18 protein-coding genes are annotated in these 14,655 nt (G+C 44.7%); 9 read left to right on the top strand and 9 right to left on the bottom strand.

All coding sequences use genetic code 11. The annotated features are described in order from the left end of the window. From Q1Q15_RS17205 to Q1Q15_RS17195, 3 genes are all read left to right on the top strand, one after another. Positions 1-336, top strand: a 336-nt coding sequence (locus Q1Q15_RS17205) for an Hsp20/alpha crystallin family protein (protein WP_300462670.1), incomplete at its 5' end; no start/stop codon positions are given. A 128-nt stretch (positions 337-464) separates the two neighbouring features. Next, positions 465-1,154 (top strand): trypsin-like peptidase domain-containing protein, encoded by a 690-nt coding sequence (locus tag Q1Q15_RS17200; RefSeq protein ID WP_300462667.1) that lies wholly within the window; start codon positions 465-467, stop codon positions 1,152-1,154. A 105-nt stretch (positions 1,155-1,259) separates the two neighbouring features. Further along, a complete protein-coding gene (locus Q1Q15_RS17195) occupies positions 1,260-1,922 on the top strand; it encodes a PDZ domain-containing protein (protein WP_363321012.1) in 663 nt (220 codons plus the stop codon). A gap of 105 nt (positions 1,923-2,027) precedes the next feature. On the opposite strand, the gene Q1Q15_RS17190 is transcribed toward Q1Q15_RS17195, so the two are convergent. The 6 genes from Q1Q15_RS17190 to Q1Q15_RS17165 all read right to left on the bottom strand — a co-directional run bounded on the left by Q1Q15_RS17190 (position 2,028) and on the right by Q1Q15_RS17165 (position 6,911). After that, the gene (locus Q1Q15_RS17190; protein WP_300462662.1) at positions 2,028-2,438 is read right to left on the bottom strand and encodes a TM2 domain-containing protein; all 411 of its coding nucleotides are present in this window, start codon (positions 2,436-2,438) and stop codon (positions 2,028-2,030) included. Positions 2,439-2,668: 230 nt separating this feature from the next. Further along, positions 2,669-3,586 carry an AEC family transporter gene (locus Q1Q15_RS17185; RefSeq protein ID WP_300462659.1) on the bottom strand — a complete coding sequence of 306 codons (918 nt, stop codon included), beginning with the start codon at positions 3,584-3,586 and terminating at the stop codon, positions 2,669-2,671. Positions 3,587-3,665: 79 nt separating this feature from the next. After that, positions 3,666-4,715, bottom strand: coding sequence for an ABC transporter ATP-binding protein (locus Q1Q15_RS17180; RefSeq protein ID WP_300462656.1), 1,050 nt, complete (start codon positions 4,713-4,715; stop codon positions 3,666-3,668). A 1-nt stretch (position 4,716) separates the two neighbouring features. Further along, entirely contained in the window at positions 4,717-5,478 is a 762-nt protein-coding gene (locus Q1Q15_RS17175) for an ABC transporter permease (protein ID WP_300462654.1), read from the bottom strand. Beyond that, positions 5,471-6,478, bottom strand: a complete 1,008-nt coding sequence (locus Q1Q15_RS17170; protein WP_300462651.1) for an ABC transporter substrate-binding protein — start codon at positions 6,476-6,478, stop codon at positions 5,471-5,473. Before Q1Q15_RS17170 ends, Q1Q15_RS17175 begins: the two co-directional genes overlap by 8 nt. An 82-nt stretch (positions 6,479-6,560) precedes the next feature. Continuing rightward, positions 6,561-6,911 carry a LysR family transcriptional regulator gene (locus tag Q1Q15_RS17165; RefSeq protein ID WP_300462648.1) on the bottom strand — a complete coding sequence of 117 codons (351 nt, stop codon included), beginning with the start codon at positions 6,909-6,911 and terminating at the stop codon, positions 6,561-6,563. A 301-nt stretch (positions 6,912-7,212) separates the two neighbouring features. On the opposite strand from Q1Q15_RS17165, the gene Q1Q15_RS17160 reads away from it, so the two are divergent. Further along, positions 7,213-7,401, top strand: coding sequence for a hypothetical protein (locus tag Q1Q15_RS17160; RefSeq protein ID WP_300462645.1), 189 nt, complete (start codon positions 7,213-7,215; stop codon positions 7,399-7,401). Between the two features lie 150 nt (positions 7,402-7,551). Here the strand turns inward: Q1Q15_RS17160 and Q1Q15_RS17155 are convergent, their stop codons facing one another. The 3 genes from Q1Q15_RS17155 to Q1Q15_RS17145 form a co-directional block, all read right to left on the bottom strand. Continuing rightward, on the bottom strand, positions 7,552-7,929 hold the full coding sequence (locus Q1Q15_RS17155) for a RidA family protein (protein ID WP_300462642.1): 378 nt from the start codon (positions 7,927-7,929) through the stop codon (positions 7,552-7,554). Between the two features lie 249 nt (positions 7,930-8,178). After that, positions 8,179-8,355 (bottom strand): hypothetical protein, encoded by a 177-nt coding sequence (locus Q1Q15_RS17150; RefSeq protein ID WP_300462639.1) that lies wholly within the window; start codon positions 8,353-8,355, stop codon positions 8,179-8,181. Positions 8,356-8,589: 234 nt separating this feature from the next. After that, entirely contained in the window at positions 8,590-9,510 is a 921-nt protein-coding gene (locus Q1Q15_RS17145) for a reductive dehalogenase domain-containing protein (protein WP_300462638.1), read from the bottom strand. A 108-nt stretch (positions 9,511-9,618) separates the two neighbouring features. On the opposite strand from Q1Q15_RS17145, the gene Q1Q15_RS17140 reads away from it, so the two are divergent. The 5 genes from Q1Q15_RS17140 to Q1Q15_RS17125 all read left to right on the top strand — a co-directional run bounded on the left by Q1Q15_RS17140 (position 9,619) and on the right by Q1Q15_RS17125 (position 14,655). Continuing rightward, positions 9,619-10,158 (top strand): nucleoside-triphosphatase, encoded by a 540-nt coding sequence (locus Q1Q15_RS17140; RefSeq protein WP_300462635.1) that lies wholly within the window; start codon positions 9,619-9,621, stop codon positions 10,156-10,158. Positions 10,159-10,172: 14 nt separating this feature from the next. After that, complete coding sequence (locus Q1Q15_RS17135; RefSeq protein ID WP_300462632.1) at positions 10,173-11,405, top strand: DUF711 family protein; 1,233 nt, start codon at positions 10,173-10,175, stop codon at positions 11,403-11,405. Positions 11,406-11,471: 66 nt separating this feature from the next. Beyond that, a complete protein-coding gene (locus tag Q1Q15_RS17130; RefSeq protein WP_300462629.1) occupies positions 11,472-12,086 on the top strand; it encodes a pyridoxamine 5'-phosphate oxidase family protein in 615 nt (204 codons plus the stop codon). Between the two features lie 394 nt (positions 12,087-12,480). Further along, positions 12,481-12,717, top strand: a complete 237-nt coding sequence (locus tag Q1Q15_RS25520; RefSeq protein ID WP_363321011.1) for a 4Fe-4S dicluster domain-containing protein — start codon at positions 12,481-12,483, stop codon at positions 12,715-12,717. Between the two features lie 15 nt (positions 12,718-12,732). Continuing rightward, on the top strand, positions 12,733-14,655 hold the full coding sequence (locus Q1Q15_RS17125; RefSeq protein ID WP_300462626.1) for an aldehyde ferredoxin oxidoreductase N-terminal domain-containing protein: 1,923 nt from the start codon (positions 12,733-12,735) through the stop codon (positions 14,653-14,655).

Here is a 14,655-nt window from a genome sequence, read left to right as displayed (position 1 = left end):
ACACGTGGCGTATACGAAGCAACACCCGCCGTTGATATTTATGAAAATGAAGACGAAATACTCCTCCAGGCAGACATGCCGGGAGTTGTAAAAAAAGATATCTCAGTTGATATTGATAACGGTACATTATCGATATCCGGTGTCAGGAAACTTGAGACAGAAGGGGCAGCAACATATGAAGAGTTTACGAATGCTGAATATGTCAGGAGCTTTTCTGTTCCCCAGACCATTGATGTAGAAAAAGTTGAAGCAGAGCTTAAAAACGGTGTGTTAAGATTGCATCTGCCCAAGTCCGAAGCAGCCAAACCCAGACAGATTGAGATAAAAACCGCGTAAAATACCAAATTCACCCGGCCTAACGTATCCTCCTTTGAGGGTGTAACATTAACCCAGGGATGGGAAGCTTTCTCCGGGTAGCTTCCCATCTCAAATAACAAAGATCAAAGAACGGGAGTTAGATGACAATGAGAAGTTTAACACTGGGATCACGCATGAATATTATGTTGAAATTGATGCTGTTGATCGTTCTTGCATTTCAAATCATAAGTTTTAACGCCTCAAATGGTTTTGCTGACAGTAAAAGCGCTCTTCTTGTTAGGGGCGGCAGTGTTATTGCAGACGTGGCAGAAAAACGGATCAACAGTGTTGTTAATATATCATCTACTAAAGTGATCAAAACCCAGCAGGGGCAGCAATATCATCCATTTTTTAATGACCCTTTTTTTCAGCATTTCTTTGGACAAGGATTCTTTAACATTCCCAGGGAAAGGAGAGAGAAAAGCCTTGGTTCAGGTGTTATTGTTTCTAAGGATGGTCTTGTGCTCACAAACAATCATGTCGTAGACAATGCGGAAGAGATTTTGGTCACTCTGGCAGATGAAAGGGAGATGGAAGCTAAAATCGTCGGGACCGATCCTAAAAGTGATGTTGCGGTATTGCAGCTTAAAGGAGATCTCAAGGGAATAGAACCCATTCCAATAGGGGATTCTAGTGTGCTTCGGCTTGGAGAGATCGTGCTTGCCATGGGGAATCCCTTTGGCCTTGACCATACAGTCACCATGGGAATTGTATCAGCCAAAGGACGTGCCAATGTCGGCATAACAGACTATGAGGATTTTATACAGACAGATGCGGCTATCAATCCGGGGAATTAAGGTGGTGCACTGATTAACCTGAAAGGCGAACTGGTTGGTATTAATACTGCCATTATAAGCCGGTCCGGAGGATATCAGGGGATCGGTTTTGCAATACCCTCCAATATGGCTCACTCGATAATGAACAGTCTGGTCAAACACGGCAAGGTCATACGAGGTTGGTTAGGGGTCTCTATCCAGGATCTGAATCAGGGCCTTGCAAAGGCCATGGGGCTGGATCAGACAATCGGTGTTCTTGTCTCTGAAGTAGCAGAAGACGGCCCGGCACAAAAAGCAGGAATCAAACGTGGCGACGTTATCCTAAAAATTAACGGCAAACAGGTTAATAATACCGGTCAGCTTAGAAGCACCATAGCTTCACTTGGTGCAGGGGCCAAAGTATCTATTCAATATGTTAGAAACAAAAAGGAAAAAACCAGTACTGTTGAGTTAGATCAGTTACCTGAAAATCTCGCAGCCCATTCTTTCTTCGAAAAGGATTATGGTGCGTTAAGCGGTATCACAATTGCACCTTTGAATGATGGGACCAAATCCAAATTCCAGATACCGGATCAAGTCAATCAAGGTGTCATCATCACATCCGTTAAAGATGGCAGCCCATCTCAGATGGCAAATTTAAGGCCTGGTGATATCATCCTGGAAATCAACCGAATGGAAGTAAACTCTGTCGATGATTTTAGGGACGCGTATAAAAAATCTTCCAATGGAGATACGCTTTTACTTGTTTACCGAAATGGAAGAGCCTATTATTTAGTTCTTAAAAAATAATGTTTGTTAGGGCTCTGTTTTTAATTTAATCAAATTGAAACAGAGCCTTATACTCAAAAACCGCTTCCGGAAAGTACAAAAGCGGAAAATGCAGATATTCTTACTTCACAAGGCAATTTGTCGTGTGTTTCGGTTCCTCATGGATACCTGATCATTCAGGGTCCAGAAATCATACAGAACACCAAGACCAAACACACCGCCAGTGAAAAGATAGAGGAGCCCGGATATCCATTTTCGCATATACATGCGATGAACACCAAATATACCTAGAAATGTTAGAAATATGAATGCAAGCGAGAAGTCAGTATCGCCGGCAAAGTATCTTAAATCTGCTTCTTTATCCATGGAAGGAATCAAGAAAAAATCAACAATCCATCCTATTCCAAGTAAACCCAAAGTAAAAAAATAGAGGGTACCTGATAGCGGTTTCCCATAATAAAATCTATGTGCGCCAATGAACCCGAATATCCATAAAATATATCCGATTGATTTTCTGTGCGTATCGTTTCTGTGCATTGTTTTTCCTTTTTAAATAAATATTAAACATATATTCTACTTTTAGTACAGACTTAGCAAACAGTATACCAAAACAAAATTAGCTTTAATATCAATTATATGGAGCATGATATGGAAATTCAATGGGTGTTTTGTCCGATAAAAATGGTTAAAAATACCAACGAGTGGTAAGAATTACTAATTTTATGGAATCAATCCTGTATTGATTTTATTGTTAAGCCGTTGATAATTTACCCCATGGTCAACCATAGTCCATAGGTCATACTTGAGAATAGGGTGCTGATGGATATGGCAGCCACTGCAAAATCAGAATCCCCCCCGATCTCCCTTGCCATGACATAGGTCAGGGTGGCTGTTGGGGAAGAAAGGAGAATCAAACCCGGAAGATAGTCGAAAGGATCCAAGGAGAACAGCTTGAACAATATCAGTCCAATGGCTGGAGTCATTATCACCTTTAAAAAACAGGAGACCATTACAGGCCAAAACCTGGGTTTGAATTTTTTAAAGGAAAGGGAAGCGCCAATAATCAGAAGCGCCATGGGAAGGGCCATGCCTTTGATAATGGTCAGTGCCCGCTCAATGATCAGCGGCATTTGAAGTCCTGACAGGGAAAAAATAATTCCGGCCAGGGCCGACAGGACGACTGGATTAGCCATGGTGGTTTTCATGGTGGCTGTGATACTGGTGCGCGCCATCGTGTCCTTGCCATGGTATTGCAGGGCAATCACCGCCAGGATATTTTGAAGAATCATAATAAATCCTGCAATAATGGCGGCTTTCACAAAACCACTGTCTCCAAGGTAATAGAAGGCCACAGCCAAGCCAATATATCCCAGATTACCATGGAAGGAAGACTGAATAAAGGTCCCCTGGGAGGACTTGACCAAATTAAGGATACGTGATGTCTTCCAGGCAATGGCGGTAATCAGCAAGACACAGAAAAGGGAGATCATGATCACGGACAGATTAAACTGGGTCCGCAAGGTGGCTTTGGAAATGGCGTTGAATATCATGGCAGGTATAGCAAAATAATAGACCAGACGATTGGCCTGGCCTAAAAAATCAGGGGTGAAAAATCCTCGCTGCTTTGCAACCAGCCCCAAAAAAACAACAATAAATATCGGAACAATAGTGGATACAATATTCATAGGGATTTTATACCTTTTTCAGATAACAATAACAAAACAATTCATCGCTTTTTTTGACAAGTGTGATCAATATCAAATTTTATTTAGTTAAAACGCGAATCCATTTCAGGGAAATGGTTGCATAAACAGGATCTGAAATTTCGATATGGATTTTTTCCCAGAGCTGGCTGGGAAGTTCTGCGGTTATCTTTTCATCGTTTACCTGAATGTCCACCATCACCACAGGCGGTTTTAGGCGAACGTCAAGAACGATGCCCTGTAATCGGTTTGGCATCGGGGTATTGATGGGGTGCCTGGACAATCGCACACCCGAAGGAAACACGGCAATTTTATCCACGGCTTTTCCATCATAGGGAACAATCAGTGTCAGACGGCCGCAGTTCGCTTTGCCCAGCCCGAAATCAAGTGCGTCAATACGGCTGCACTGAAATATATTGGGTGCACCAAAAAGCTCTGAGACTGCAGGGGTGATAGGATTAAACAGAATCTCAACCGGGGTTCCGATCTGTTCAATTTGGCCATTTTTAATTACCGCCAGTCTATCTCCCATTTCAAAGGCTTCCATCTGGTTATGCGTCACGTATACGGCTGTCAGACCGAGTTTTTGCTGGAGGCTTTTGATTTCTAACCTGAGAAATTTTGCAGTGCGTTGATCCAGGTTACTGAAGGGCTCATCAAGAAGTAAGATTTCAGGGTGGGGGGCCAGGGTCCTTGCCAGGGCGATTCGTTGCTTTTCCCCCCCGCTCAAGGACTTGGGATATCTGTTGTTCAGAGATTCTATTTTAAGCAGGGCTAACAATTCCGACACCCGATGAGAAATAACTTTTTTATCCAGGCCCCGGGCCTGAAGGCCAAAGGCAATATTCTCAGTCACGGTGAGGTGGGGAAATAAGGCAAAGTCCTGGAACAGGTAGCCGACATTCCTTTTTGAAGGCGGCAGACTGTCCACACATGTTCCGTTAAATTGGACGCTGCCCCCATAGGAAGTAAGTCCGGCAATGACATTGAGAAGTGTGGTTTTACCGGCTCCGGTTGCACCTGCCAGTACAAGAAGCTCCCCATCGTGAACCTGCAGGTCTGTGCCTTGACAGATGTGATTCGTAATGGACGATAGAGAAATAACCGGCATATTATCGCCATTTGCCAGTGGTCTTGAACTCAAGAAACGCAAAAAATCTTTCGAAAAGCAGGCACATCACTGACAATATCATCAGGCAGACGAGGATAATATCCATCCGAACCAGGCTTTCCGCACGCATCATCAACGCGCCAATACCCGTGGGAATGGCAACCATTTCCGATGCGATGACAACTTTCCAAGCCATTCCTGCCTCCAGTTTCAAACCGGTAAAGATATTGGGCAAAGCCAGGGGGACCACCACCCGTTGTAAAATGAACAAGTCCGAGGCACCAAGTATACGGGCCGCATTGATCAGTTCGGGTTTGACCTGACGAACACCGGTCAGCGTATTATAAAGGACCGGAAAAAAGGAGCATATAAAGATAATGGCAATGGGAAGCATTTCATTAACACCGATCCACAACATCAGGACCGGAAGCCATCCCAGGGCCGGTATTGGGTAGAGAAGGCCGATGATGGGGCTGAACCAGCGATTGGCACGTTCGTTCCATCCCATCAGAATACCCATACCGATACCACACACCGAACCGCTGATAAATCCGGCCACCACCCGGCCCAGGCTGTACATGAAATTTGGAATCAACACACCCCCGAAAAGCATATCCCCCACCTCTGCCATCACAGCGGTAAACGGTGGGAAAAAAATACCGCCGGGAATCAATTGAAGGCGTGCCGTTGTTTCCCAGAGGAGCAGCATCACAAAAACCGGTACCATTCCCCAGAGAAAATGAATCGGCTGTTGATCAGTCATAAAGGAACCTCAAATCTAAGATTTCTTCTGCTGGAAAGGGCTTTTTAATGGATCCGATTTTTGCCGCATAGTTGATCATTTCCTGGACCATGGCTGGATTGATTGAGACGGTATTAACCAGTTTATGGTCAAGGGAACGCTGGATCACATCGGGTGATACCGTCAGTTGCTGCAGGCTGCCGGCCAGTTTTACAGGAAAGATATCTCCTCTCATTACATTGAGCTCCCGGGCCACAATGATGCTTGCCTGCTCCGGGTTATCATGAATGTATTGAATCCCCCGTCGTGTCAGACCAACCAGTTTTTCAACGACATCCGGATGGTGTCTGATCAGGTCACGGCGGACCACCAGGACACTTCCCTGCATGTTCGACCACAGGTCCCGGGCACTGATCAATTCTTTAAAACCGTCTGATTCCCCCATGGTTGGAAACTGCTCCGGCATAAAAGCGGCATCCAGCTGACCGGTTTTCAGGGCCAGAAGCAATTTGGGGGGCGACATGCGACGGGATTTGGTGACGATATTCGGATCAAGATCATATGTGGCCTGCAGTTTATGAAGCAGGGCGGCCGGTGGACTTCCCTCCCGGGTACAGCCCAACCGAATATCCCGCCCGGACAGGTCTTTGACGGTTTTTATTTTTTCGGGGTTAACAATGAGCCCGTACCCGTACAAGTGAGTACCCGCCACCACTTTAATGGGTACATGGGCATTGGCATAAGCATTGATCGCCGGCAGCAGACAGATGTACGCGGCATCAATACTACCCTTGGCAAGGGCAGCCGAAAGCCCCATACCGGTGGCGTAACTGTCAAAAGCGTTGATATTGAGGCCGGTTTCCGCATACCAGTTATGGTGCTTGGCAATATGCGCACAGGCGGCATGATCCACAAATTCAACCGCCAGATTGATTGGCCGACTTGTTTCTGAAAACGCTTGAACGGTTGATAAAAGCATGCAGATCACCAGCAGCAACCCTCTTGTCACTTGATTACCCATTTAAGCCGTGTCCTCTTTTCCAGCTACTTGAAAAAATAATGTTAATAGTACACGTAAAGATAATCGTTTCGCATGTTTCATTTTATTTTCCTTTCTGAAGTCGTCGTTGAAAAATATCAAATTCCTTTTGAGCGGATGTTTCGATTTTTTTTTGTAATTTCTGGAAATTTTCAAGGTATTTTTCCCCATACGGCGTAACTTTGGTACCGCCCCGATCATTTCCACCTCTTGTCCTGATTAACAATGGGTTACCAAGGCTTTTTTCCAACCGGTTCAGTATTTTTAACGCTTTGGCATATGAAAGGTTCATGCTGCCGGCTGCCAAATTAATTGAATGATACTCTCTGATTTTTTCCAGTAATTGTGCCGGGCCTGGTCCCATAAACGGGGTAGGAGAATCTTTGCTGATGGTTATTTTTACGTTTAGTTTCATGCCCGTTATTTAAACCAAAATATAACGGCATGTGTCAAGTAGTTTTTAACACCCTGTAAAAACTTTTATCACCCCCGGGTTTTGAAAATTTTCAAAAACATGCCCGGACAGAAAATTTTTCTCCGATGGGTTAGACGTCCAACCAATTGATTTTTATAATATTTTTTTTTGACCAGGCGATTTGTTTGTTTTTGAAATGAATTAATACAAAAGAGGTGTAGTATTTTTTATCCGTCGGGTATGTGTTTTGCTACTGTAGTTCAATATCATCTTGGTTCTCAGAAGGAAAAGGCAGGTCGATATGCGTGATAATACAGTTAAAAATATTGGAATGGAGTTGCTGATACAGCAGTATAAAAAAAAATTCGAGATTGAAGAAAATATCAAATATTATACACACAAGGATTTTAACCGGGCCGAACGGAAATATATCAAATTCGTTCTTGGTAATTCCGATAATACACCGATCAATCAAATTGAACTTCATTGATCCCCTCCAGAAAAATAGAAGCCTGGCCATCACATTTTTGGCAGGCGCAGTGGACGGTCTGGTGGTGTTAACGGAAAATTACAATAACCGGAAAAAATCAGGGATCGGTGACCATCCAATGCAGTTAGCCAGGCGGTTATCGTTTTCGCTTTATTGGCTACAAATCAGTGAGATTTCTACATTGGCGTCTTTTGGCAAACCCGCCACTTGAACACATTCTCTTGCGGGAACGATCGAACCAAAATAGCTGGAATAGACTTCGTTAAATGCGGCAAAATCTTTCATGTCCGTTAAAAAACAGGTACATTTTACGACGGTTTCAAAATTATAATTTGCAGAAGTGACAATTGATTTAAGGTTCTCAATCACCTGCTTTGTCTGCGCTTTAATATCACCGGCAACAAGTTCGCCTGTAGCAGGGACAAGGGGGATCTGTCCAGATACAAAAAGCAACCCATTGATTTCTATGGCTTGTGAATAGGGTCCGATGGCGGCTGGTGCCGTTTCCGTATGAATAATTTTTTTCATTTTTACTGCCTTTTTAATATGGTTTATAATCAACTGATCCTGGGATCAGGGATTGATTATTACATAAAATTCTGTGTAAAAGGAACAGATTCAATATTTTTTTTAAAAAGGAGTGGAGAACAAATCAATACGATACCTGTTCATTGTTTCTATAAACGAAAAAGCCGGGAAAAAAAAGGCTGCTGATTGAGAGCCTTCCTTTTCCCGGCATATGGTAATACCCGCTCGTGTGATCGGGTTACGGTGTCATTACATCAGGATGCAGGCTTTGGAGCGAAGGCCGCTGTCCTTGGCGACCGATTTGTAGCAGGCACTGCGTTCTTCTGGGCTGGTTGCGCTGTAATCACAGGATCTGAGAGCATCCGTCATCCTCTTTTTTCCAACGGCACAGCACATGGCTGCTTTTTTTTTCGTGTAGGATTTCATAACCACCTCCGAATAAATTAATTACATGACAAGTCCTGTTTTTTTTTCCTGTCATGCCTTATTAACCTATAAATATAAGACCGGACTGAGATAAATCAATATAAACGCTTTGCAGTCGGTGTTCTTTTATATGAAAATGCGACAGCAGAGCCCCCGAAGGGCGATCCGATCGCCCTTCGGGGGTGGCATAATACCATTTTCGTTATTCGTTGTGTCGGCAGGCCGACATGTGGGTTATATTAAAATTCGGGGAGATCCGTCTATCTGATAATATGCAATGCTGTTTAAGATTGCCAGAATTGATTGGCTTTCCGCCTTTTCCCATACCCCGAATTCCATGGGCATGTCCGATATCAAGGGCATATCGGTAAACACTTTTGCCAGCCGAACCCTTGGGCCAAAAGCAGGAGTGACCAAAAGGCCGTTTCGGGCAATTTCACCTAGTCCGGCATCAATGGCAAGGGGAATGCTGCAGGCGGTATCATTTCCGCTGGGAATGGCTTGAAACCCCAGGCCCCGGATATACTGTGCCAGCAATCCGGTGGTAAATGCCATTTTTGAGTAACCCAGACCAACGGCAATAGAGGCGGGGTGTGCCGGGGAATATTGGATGACGTCATAATCCATTTCAAAGGCAAGAACCACTGCATACCTGCAGGTTTTCGGAAAATCCAGGGGCACTGATCGTCCGCCTTTCCGATCACCAATAAATGCAGACGAGTAAAGCCAACGCGCATCTACCTTGCAGATACCACATAATGACGCACCAAAAAAAGCAGCCATTTTTTTTATCTGTTGGGTTAAAATATGGGGTTCCATTTCAGGGGTTTTACATCCACTGGGAACGCGGGGGAAATCAAAACAGCCATCCCATTCCCAGTTATACAATCCTTGCTTGCCACCGTTATTGCCGTTGGCATATTTTGAATCCAGTAGCCATGACGCATTAACGGCTGATTGATCTTTGAGCTCATACCCTGGTATTTTTTTGGGCGGGACCTTGGCAAAGTAGAAGTTTTCCCTTACCCGGGCCATTTTGGGATCCCAGAAAGGCCGTTTAAATCCGTCATTCTTTTGGTCAAATTGGATCACTTCTCCGTTGATATATCTGGACGCACCTTCCACGTTGTTTCCTTTTAGGTTAATGATGTTCATCTTTTATCCCGGCATCATACGGCGTATCTATAAAAAATGAAAGATGGGCGTGTTTGATTTTGCATTTTTTCATATAATGGATTATGTCTTGAATATGAAGGGAGTTATATGCAAAAAATTATTTTAATTACCGGGGCTGTTACCAGTGGAAAAACCACTTTTCTGTCCTCCCTGGCAGGGCGGCTGTCTTCCGGATGGGCGGTTGACGGTTTTTTGGCAAAGGCGCCGGAAAGAATTCATTGTTCTGCTCAATTTGCTTCGGGGTATGTGCTATGCCGGTTAGGGAAAGAAGAAACATATCCCTGGGCAACGCCACGGGAAAATAATAACGGATATTTTTTTGATCCCGATACCCAGTATTTTCTGGATCACCCGTTTGCCCGGCAGGTTGCCGGCAATGGTCCGGACATTCTTTTGCTCGATGAACTCGGCAAGCTGGAACTTAAAGGGGCAGGGCTTGAAAAAGTGTTGCAAGCGGCCATTCAGGCAGGCATAAGCATGCTTGTGTGTACGGTTAAAAAACGATGTTTCAATGACATCGTTGAAAAATACAATTTGCAGGCCGCCCTGGAAATTGACCTTGATATCATGGACAGCCGGCACGCCATTGAAAAAATTATCCGATATATAAATGTTATGGGATCATAAAAGGATGGCTTAAATTGAATTTCAAAAACAAAGAACTTTGTAAAATAAGGACAATTACAACTTTTTTATCTTTAAGTGGGGACAAAAAAACCTGGAAACCAGAAATTGTAAGGGCATCACAGTTTTGCGCAGGTCTTTCAAACGTTTTTTTGGAGAATGGATACATTGTTCAGTCGGTGAGAATTGTCACCAATCCGTTTGGCGAATACCTGAATACCGAGAGCTTGGAAAGTGCAAAAATAGACTTGCAGTATTTGAGCAATCTTTTGAAATCGTCTGACATGGCAGGCATTCGTGTTCGTTTTGCGATTGGAGAAGCCAGAACAAAGAGCGAGATTCGTCTTTTACCTGAACTGGTGAAAGAATTTGGAGATCTGTGCAACGTATGTGTAAATGTCGACCGTGACGATTTTGGTGTGTTGAACAATGAGTTGATCCGTTACTCAGCCGAAGCGGTTTCTCACATAAGCAAGATTACGCCAAGGGGGGAGGGCAATTTTAATTTTACCGTCAACTTTAATTGTGATCCTCTCATCCCCTATTTCCCGGCTGGTTATCACAGAAAAGAACGGGGCAATTGTTTTGTGATTGGGCTTGAAACCCCGGATTTGCTTGTTCATGTACTTGAAGACTTCAATCACCGCACGGATCTTAACACTCACAATGATTTGTTTAAAGGATATTATACGGTCATGAGTGGCGCGTTACAATATCATATTTCAACCATTCAAAACCTGATTGAGCAGTCATGTGGTGATGAAAATTTTAAATTTTCCGGTTTTGACAGCTCGGCAGCACCGTCAAAAAAATGTTCCAGTATGGTGGAAATCTATGAACAAATGGGGGTCGAGTATTTTGGGGCATCCGGTACAGTTGAAGCATCATCATTATTAACAAACGTGTTCAAATCTATCAAAGATATTCAACTGGTGGGGTTTTCCGGGCTTATGCTCGCCCTGACAGAAGATATGGGACTGGCCCAAGGAACCATTCAATCAAATTTTGATATCCGTTCATTATTAACTTACAGCGCAGTGTGTGGCATCGGGTTGGACACTGTTCCCATCCCCGGGGATACCTCCATAGATAAAATTTCTGCACTGATGAGGGATACGGGAACAATGGCATATCGTTTAAACAAGCCGCTGACGGTACGGGTATTTCCTGTGCCGGGTTTAAGTGCCGGGGATATGACAGCGTTTGAAAGTGATGACCTCTGCAATTGTGCAGTGCTTTCTGTTCCCTGATGTTGTCAAGACATCACGATTTTTTGTTATGTCAGCATCAGGGCTCATGCGAGGAAATGAATATCCATGATATTTGGAAAAAAACAACCCATCTCAAAACTGGAGGATGTTCTGCCTTCGTGCTGGAAACTTCTCCATCAAGGTGTTGGAAATTTCCGGCATCCGTTTTACCGACCCGTACTTACCACCATGGACGGCAACAAGCCCGAGGTTAGAACTGTTATCCTGAGGGGGTTTTCAGAAACAGACCGGACATTGATATGTCACTGTGATGTCAGAACACCCAAGGTTTCACAAATCAGGGACAATCCCCGTGTGAGCTGGTTATTTTATCATCCTGAAAAATGGATACAGCTGCGCTTTTCCGGAACCGCTTGGGTTCATACCGACGATGAAACGGCTGGATCTCAATGGAAAAAGGTGCGCCAGACAAGTCGAATCAATTACTGCGCTGAAATTCCGCCGGGGTTGCCCGCGGAAAAACCGACTTCGGGCCTGCCGGATTTTTTGAGGGACACGACGTCCAAACTGTTTGATAACACAAAGGCCCGTAAAAATTTTGCTGTCATTGTCTGCCGATTCGATGAAATGGACTGGCTATGGTTAAAATTGACGGGTCATTGCCGGGCGAAATTTCACTGGGAGGATCATCGCATCAATGCATCCTGGGTGATCCCCTGATTTAATCAATTTTAGTCCATTGTAAAAACCCTGGCCCTCAGGGCCAGGGTTTTTACAATGGACTAAAATCCTTCTTTCCTATCTTACCATATTTGAAAACATTGTGTTTCACTTCGTTTTAAATAATAATACTAGAAAATATCAAAGATAAACGGCTGAAAAATTTGATTAAAATCCTGGAATAAAATTGTTAACTTCAGCCATGCCCCCTAAATTGTCCGGTGAACAGCCTTTGTAAGAGCGATCGTTCACTCTTCCTTTAATAATATTTGTTTTGATTTTTTTAAAAGTATAAAGTATTTATTGTATATTGTATACAACAATGAAAATGATTCATTGGAGAGTATGAGTAAAAAAGTTGAAATAAGAATTTGCTAAAAAGGGAAATTAAATCATGGGCAGTATAGCAATCAATTCGTTGCGCTGTGTTGGGTGTAAGATCTGTCTTAATGTCTGCTCCTTTTTCCACGAAAAAGAGTTTAACCCAAGTTTGGCTTGCTTGGCAATTTACATGGAACCTTTCACGGGTGAGGTGGAGGGGGAAGTCCTTGGTAGTTGTGATCTTTGCGGAGGAAAACCTCAGTGTGTTCGATGGTGTCCCATGGGAGCGATAAAATATTTAAAACGTTAAGAAGGAGAATCAGGCGTGGCTGAAGATATCTTTGGATGGACCGGTAAAATACTTCGGGTGGATTTGTCTACGGGAAAGACCAGCAATGAGCCGACCATGGCCTATGCGGACAGATTCCTGGGCGGTGTGGGTATCGGTATGAAGATTCTATGGGATGAAGTCCCCCCCGGGGTCCATCCCTTTGATTCTGAAAACAAACTGGTTTTCATGGGGGGACCTTTAACGGGGACACTGGCACCGTCATCAGGACGGTTGGAAGTTTGTGCGAAAGCGCCTGGCGTTGACCCGTTTATTCCAACCCGATCAGGGATGGGCGGATACTGGGCACCCGAGTTAAAATTTGCCGGGTATGACGGTTTAATTGTTCAGGGAAAGGCTGAAGGGCCTTGTGTCCTGGAGATATTTGATGACCGGGTGGCGATTTCCAGAGCCCCTGAGCTGTGGGGGCTCGATACCTATGAAACCCAAAGGTGCCTTTCAAAAAAATATGGAAAACACGTCAGGACGCTCTGTATCGGGCCTGCAGGTGAAAACCGTGTCCATTTTTCGGCGATTATTTCTGAGAGCGGATATGCGGCAGCAAAGACCGGGATGGGTGCTGTCATGGGGGCCAAGAACCTCAAGGCTATTGTCGTAAGAGGATCCAATGGCATCAAGGTGGCCAGGGGAGAAGAATTTATTACTCTGTGCAGCCATGTGACCAAGTTGCTCCGAAATCATCCCATGCGGAAATGGACAAGCCAGGGACCGGTAAAGGGACAAATGGAATTTGCACAACGGCACCGCACGCGTTTCGCGTCCTGTTTCAATTGCCCCGTGGCCTGTCGATCCTTTATCAACATGGAAGGCCTTGAGGGGGGGGAAGTTATGTGCCTTTCTCAATACTACCTCAATCTGGGTGCCGTGAATGACAAGGCCGCATGGAATGGAAAGGTGCTTGGTGATAAACTGGGCCTTTGCGAATATACACTCTATGACCTTCTCGGGTGGTTGCACGAGGAATATCAGGCAGGGCACCTTACGGAAAAAGAGACGGGAATGGACTGGGATACCTTTGGAACAGAAGGATTTATCCAGAAGGCACTCCATAAGATATCCCACCGAATCGGCTTTGGAAATGTGATAGCCGATGGTCCGGCAGGGGTATTCAAATATCTTGGCGAGAGGTCCCGCTCCTCCTATGAGGCCCATTTCCCGGCACGGGGCCAGGCTGAGCATTATTCTCTTCGTTCATACCCCGTTGCCCTAATGCAGTGGGCCGTGGGCGGAAGGGATCCCATATCCGATGCCCATGATTGGATGGCTTTGGTCTATTGGGCAGGAATTCACTGGCCTCGGTCACAGAAGGGAGCCTTGAGCCCCGAACGATTGAAGGTCATTGGTAAGGAGGTGTATGGATCCGAAGCGGCAGTGGATCCTCACTCTTATACGGACAAGGCCAAAGTAGCGGTTGTCGTTCAGAATATGTCCCGCCTTAAGAACAGTCTCGTCCTTTGCGACTGGTCGACGTTTCCGATTTTGACAAGCATCAATACGCCTGATTACAAGGGAGATCCTGATGTGGAGAGAAGACTCTTTTGTGCTGCAACGGGCATGGATGTAGATGTCGTTCAGTGGTTGAAAATCGGAGAAAGGATATTTAATCTGGAAAGGGCATTGCTTGTTCGAGAAGGGCGTAGAAAGGAGCACGATACAGTTGGGGAATATCATTTTACAGTTCCCGAAACGGAGGTGCCGCCCTGGGAGGTGAAGAGAGAGCCCCCCCCCTTAGCGGATAAGGAAAAATTTCATGTTATGCGGAATGAATTCTACGATCTTCGCGGGTGGGATAAAGAAACGGGAATTCCCAAAAGGTCTACCCTGAAGTCCCTTGACTTGGCAGATGTGGCCCGGGAATTGAATGATAAATGGTCCGTGGATTTCACGAACGATGAATGA

The organism is Desulfobacula sp. (assembly GCF_030145145.1).
Lineage (GTDB): Bacteria > Desulfobacterota > Desulfobacteria > Desulfobacterales > Desulfobacteraceae > Desulfobacula.
This window is presented reverse-complemented; position numbering and strand designations above follow the sequence as displayed.

What these genes read in the sequence shown, in the direction of transcription:
- Q1Q15_RS17165 (WP_300462648.1), bottom strand. Translation starts at nt 6,911, where the DNA reads ATGAAACTAAACGTAAAAATAACCATCAGCAAAGATTCTCCTACCCCG.
- Q1Q15_RS17145 (WP_300462638.1), bottom strand. Translation starts at nt 9,510, where the DNA reads ATGAACATCATTAACCTAAAAGGAAACAACGTGGAAGGTGCGTCCAGA.
- Q1Q15_RS17190 (WP_300462662.1), bottom strand. Translation starts at nt 2,438, where the DNA reads ATGCACAGAAACGATACGCACAGAAAATCAATCGGATATATTTTATGG.
- Q1Q15_RS17155 (WP_300462642.1), bottom strand. Translation starts at nt 7,929, where the DNA reads ATGAAAAAAATTATTCATACGGAAACGGCACCAGCCGCCATCGGACCC.
- Q1Q15_RS17185 (WP_300462659.1), bottom strand. Translation starts at nt 3,586, where the DNA reads ATGAATATTGTATCCACTATTGTTCCGATATTTATTGTTGTTTTTTTG.
- Q1Q15_RS25520 (WP_363321011.1), top strand. Translation starts at nt 12,481, where the DNA reads ATGGGCAGTATAGCAATCAATTCGTTGCGCTGTGTTGGGTGTAAGATC.
- Q1Q15_RS17150 (WP_300462639.1), bottom strand. Translation starts at nt 8,355, where the DNA reads ATGAAATCCTACACGAAAAAAAAAGCAGCCATGTGCTGTGCCGTTGGA.
- Q1Q15_RS17200 (WP_300462667.1), top strand. Translation starts at nt 465, where the DNA reads ATGAGAAGTTTAACACTGGGATCACGCATGAATATTATGTTGAAATTG.
- Q1Q15_RS17195 (WP_363321012.1), top strand. Translation starts at nt 1,260, where the DNA reads ATGGCTCACTCGATAATGAACAGTCTGGTCAAACACGGCAAGGTCATA.
- Q1Q15_RS17130 (WP_300462629.1), top strand. Translation starts at nt 11,472, where the DNA reads ATGATATTTGGAAAAAAACAACCCATCTCAAAACTGGAGGATGTTCTG.
- Q1Q15_RS17170 (WP_300462651.1), bottom strand. Translation starts at nt 6,478, where the DNA reads ATGGGTAATCAAGTGACAAGAGGGTTGCTGCTGGTGATCTGCATGCTT.
- Q1Q15_RS17140 (WP_300462635.1), top strand. Translation starts at nt 9,619, where the DNA reads ATGCAAAAAATTATTTTAATTACCGGGGCTGTTACCAGTGGAAAAACC.
- Q1Q15_RS17175 (WP_300462654.1), bottom strand. Translation starts at nt 5,478, where the DNA reads ATGACTGATCAACAGCCGATTCATTTTCTCTGGGGAATGGTACCGGTT.
- Q1Q15_RS17180 (WP_300462656.1), bottom strand. Translation starts at nt 4,715, where the DNA reads ATGCCGGTTATTTCTCTATCGTCCATTACGAATCACATCTGTCAAGGC.
- Q1Q15_RS17160 (WP_300462645.1), top strand. Translation starts at nt 7,213, where the DNA reads ATGCGTGATAATACAGTTAAAAATATTGGAATGGAGTTGCTGATACAG.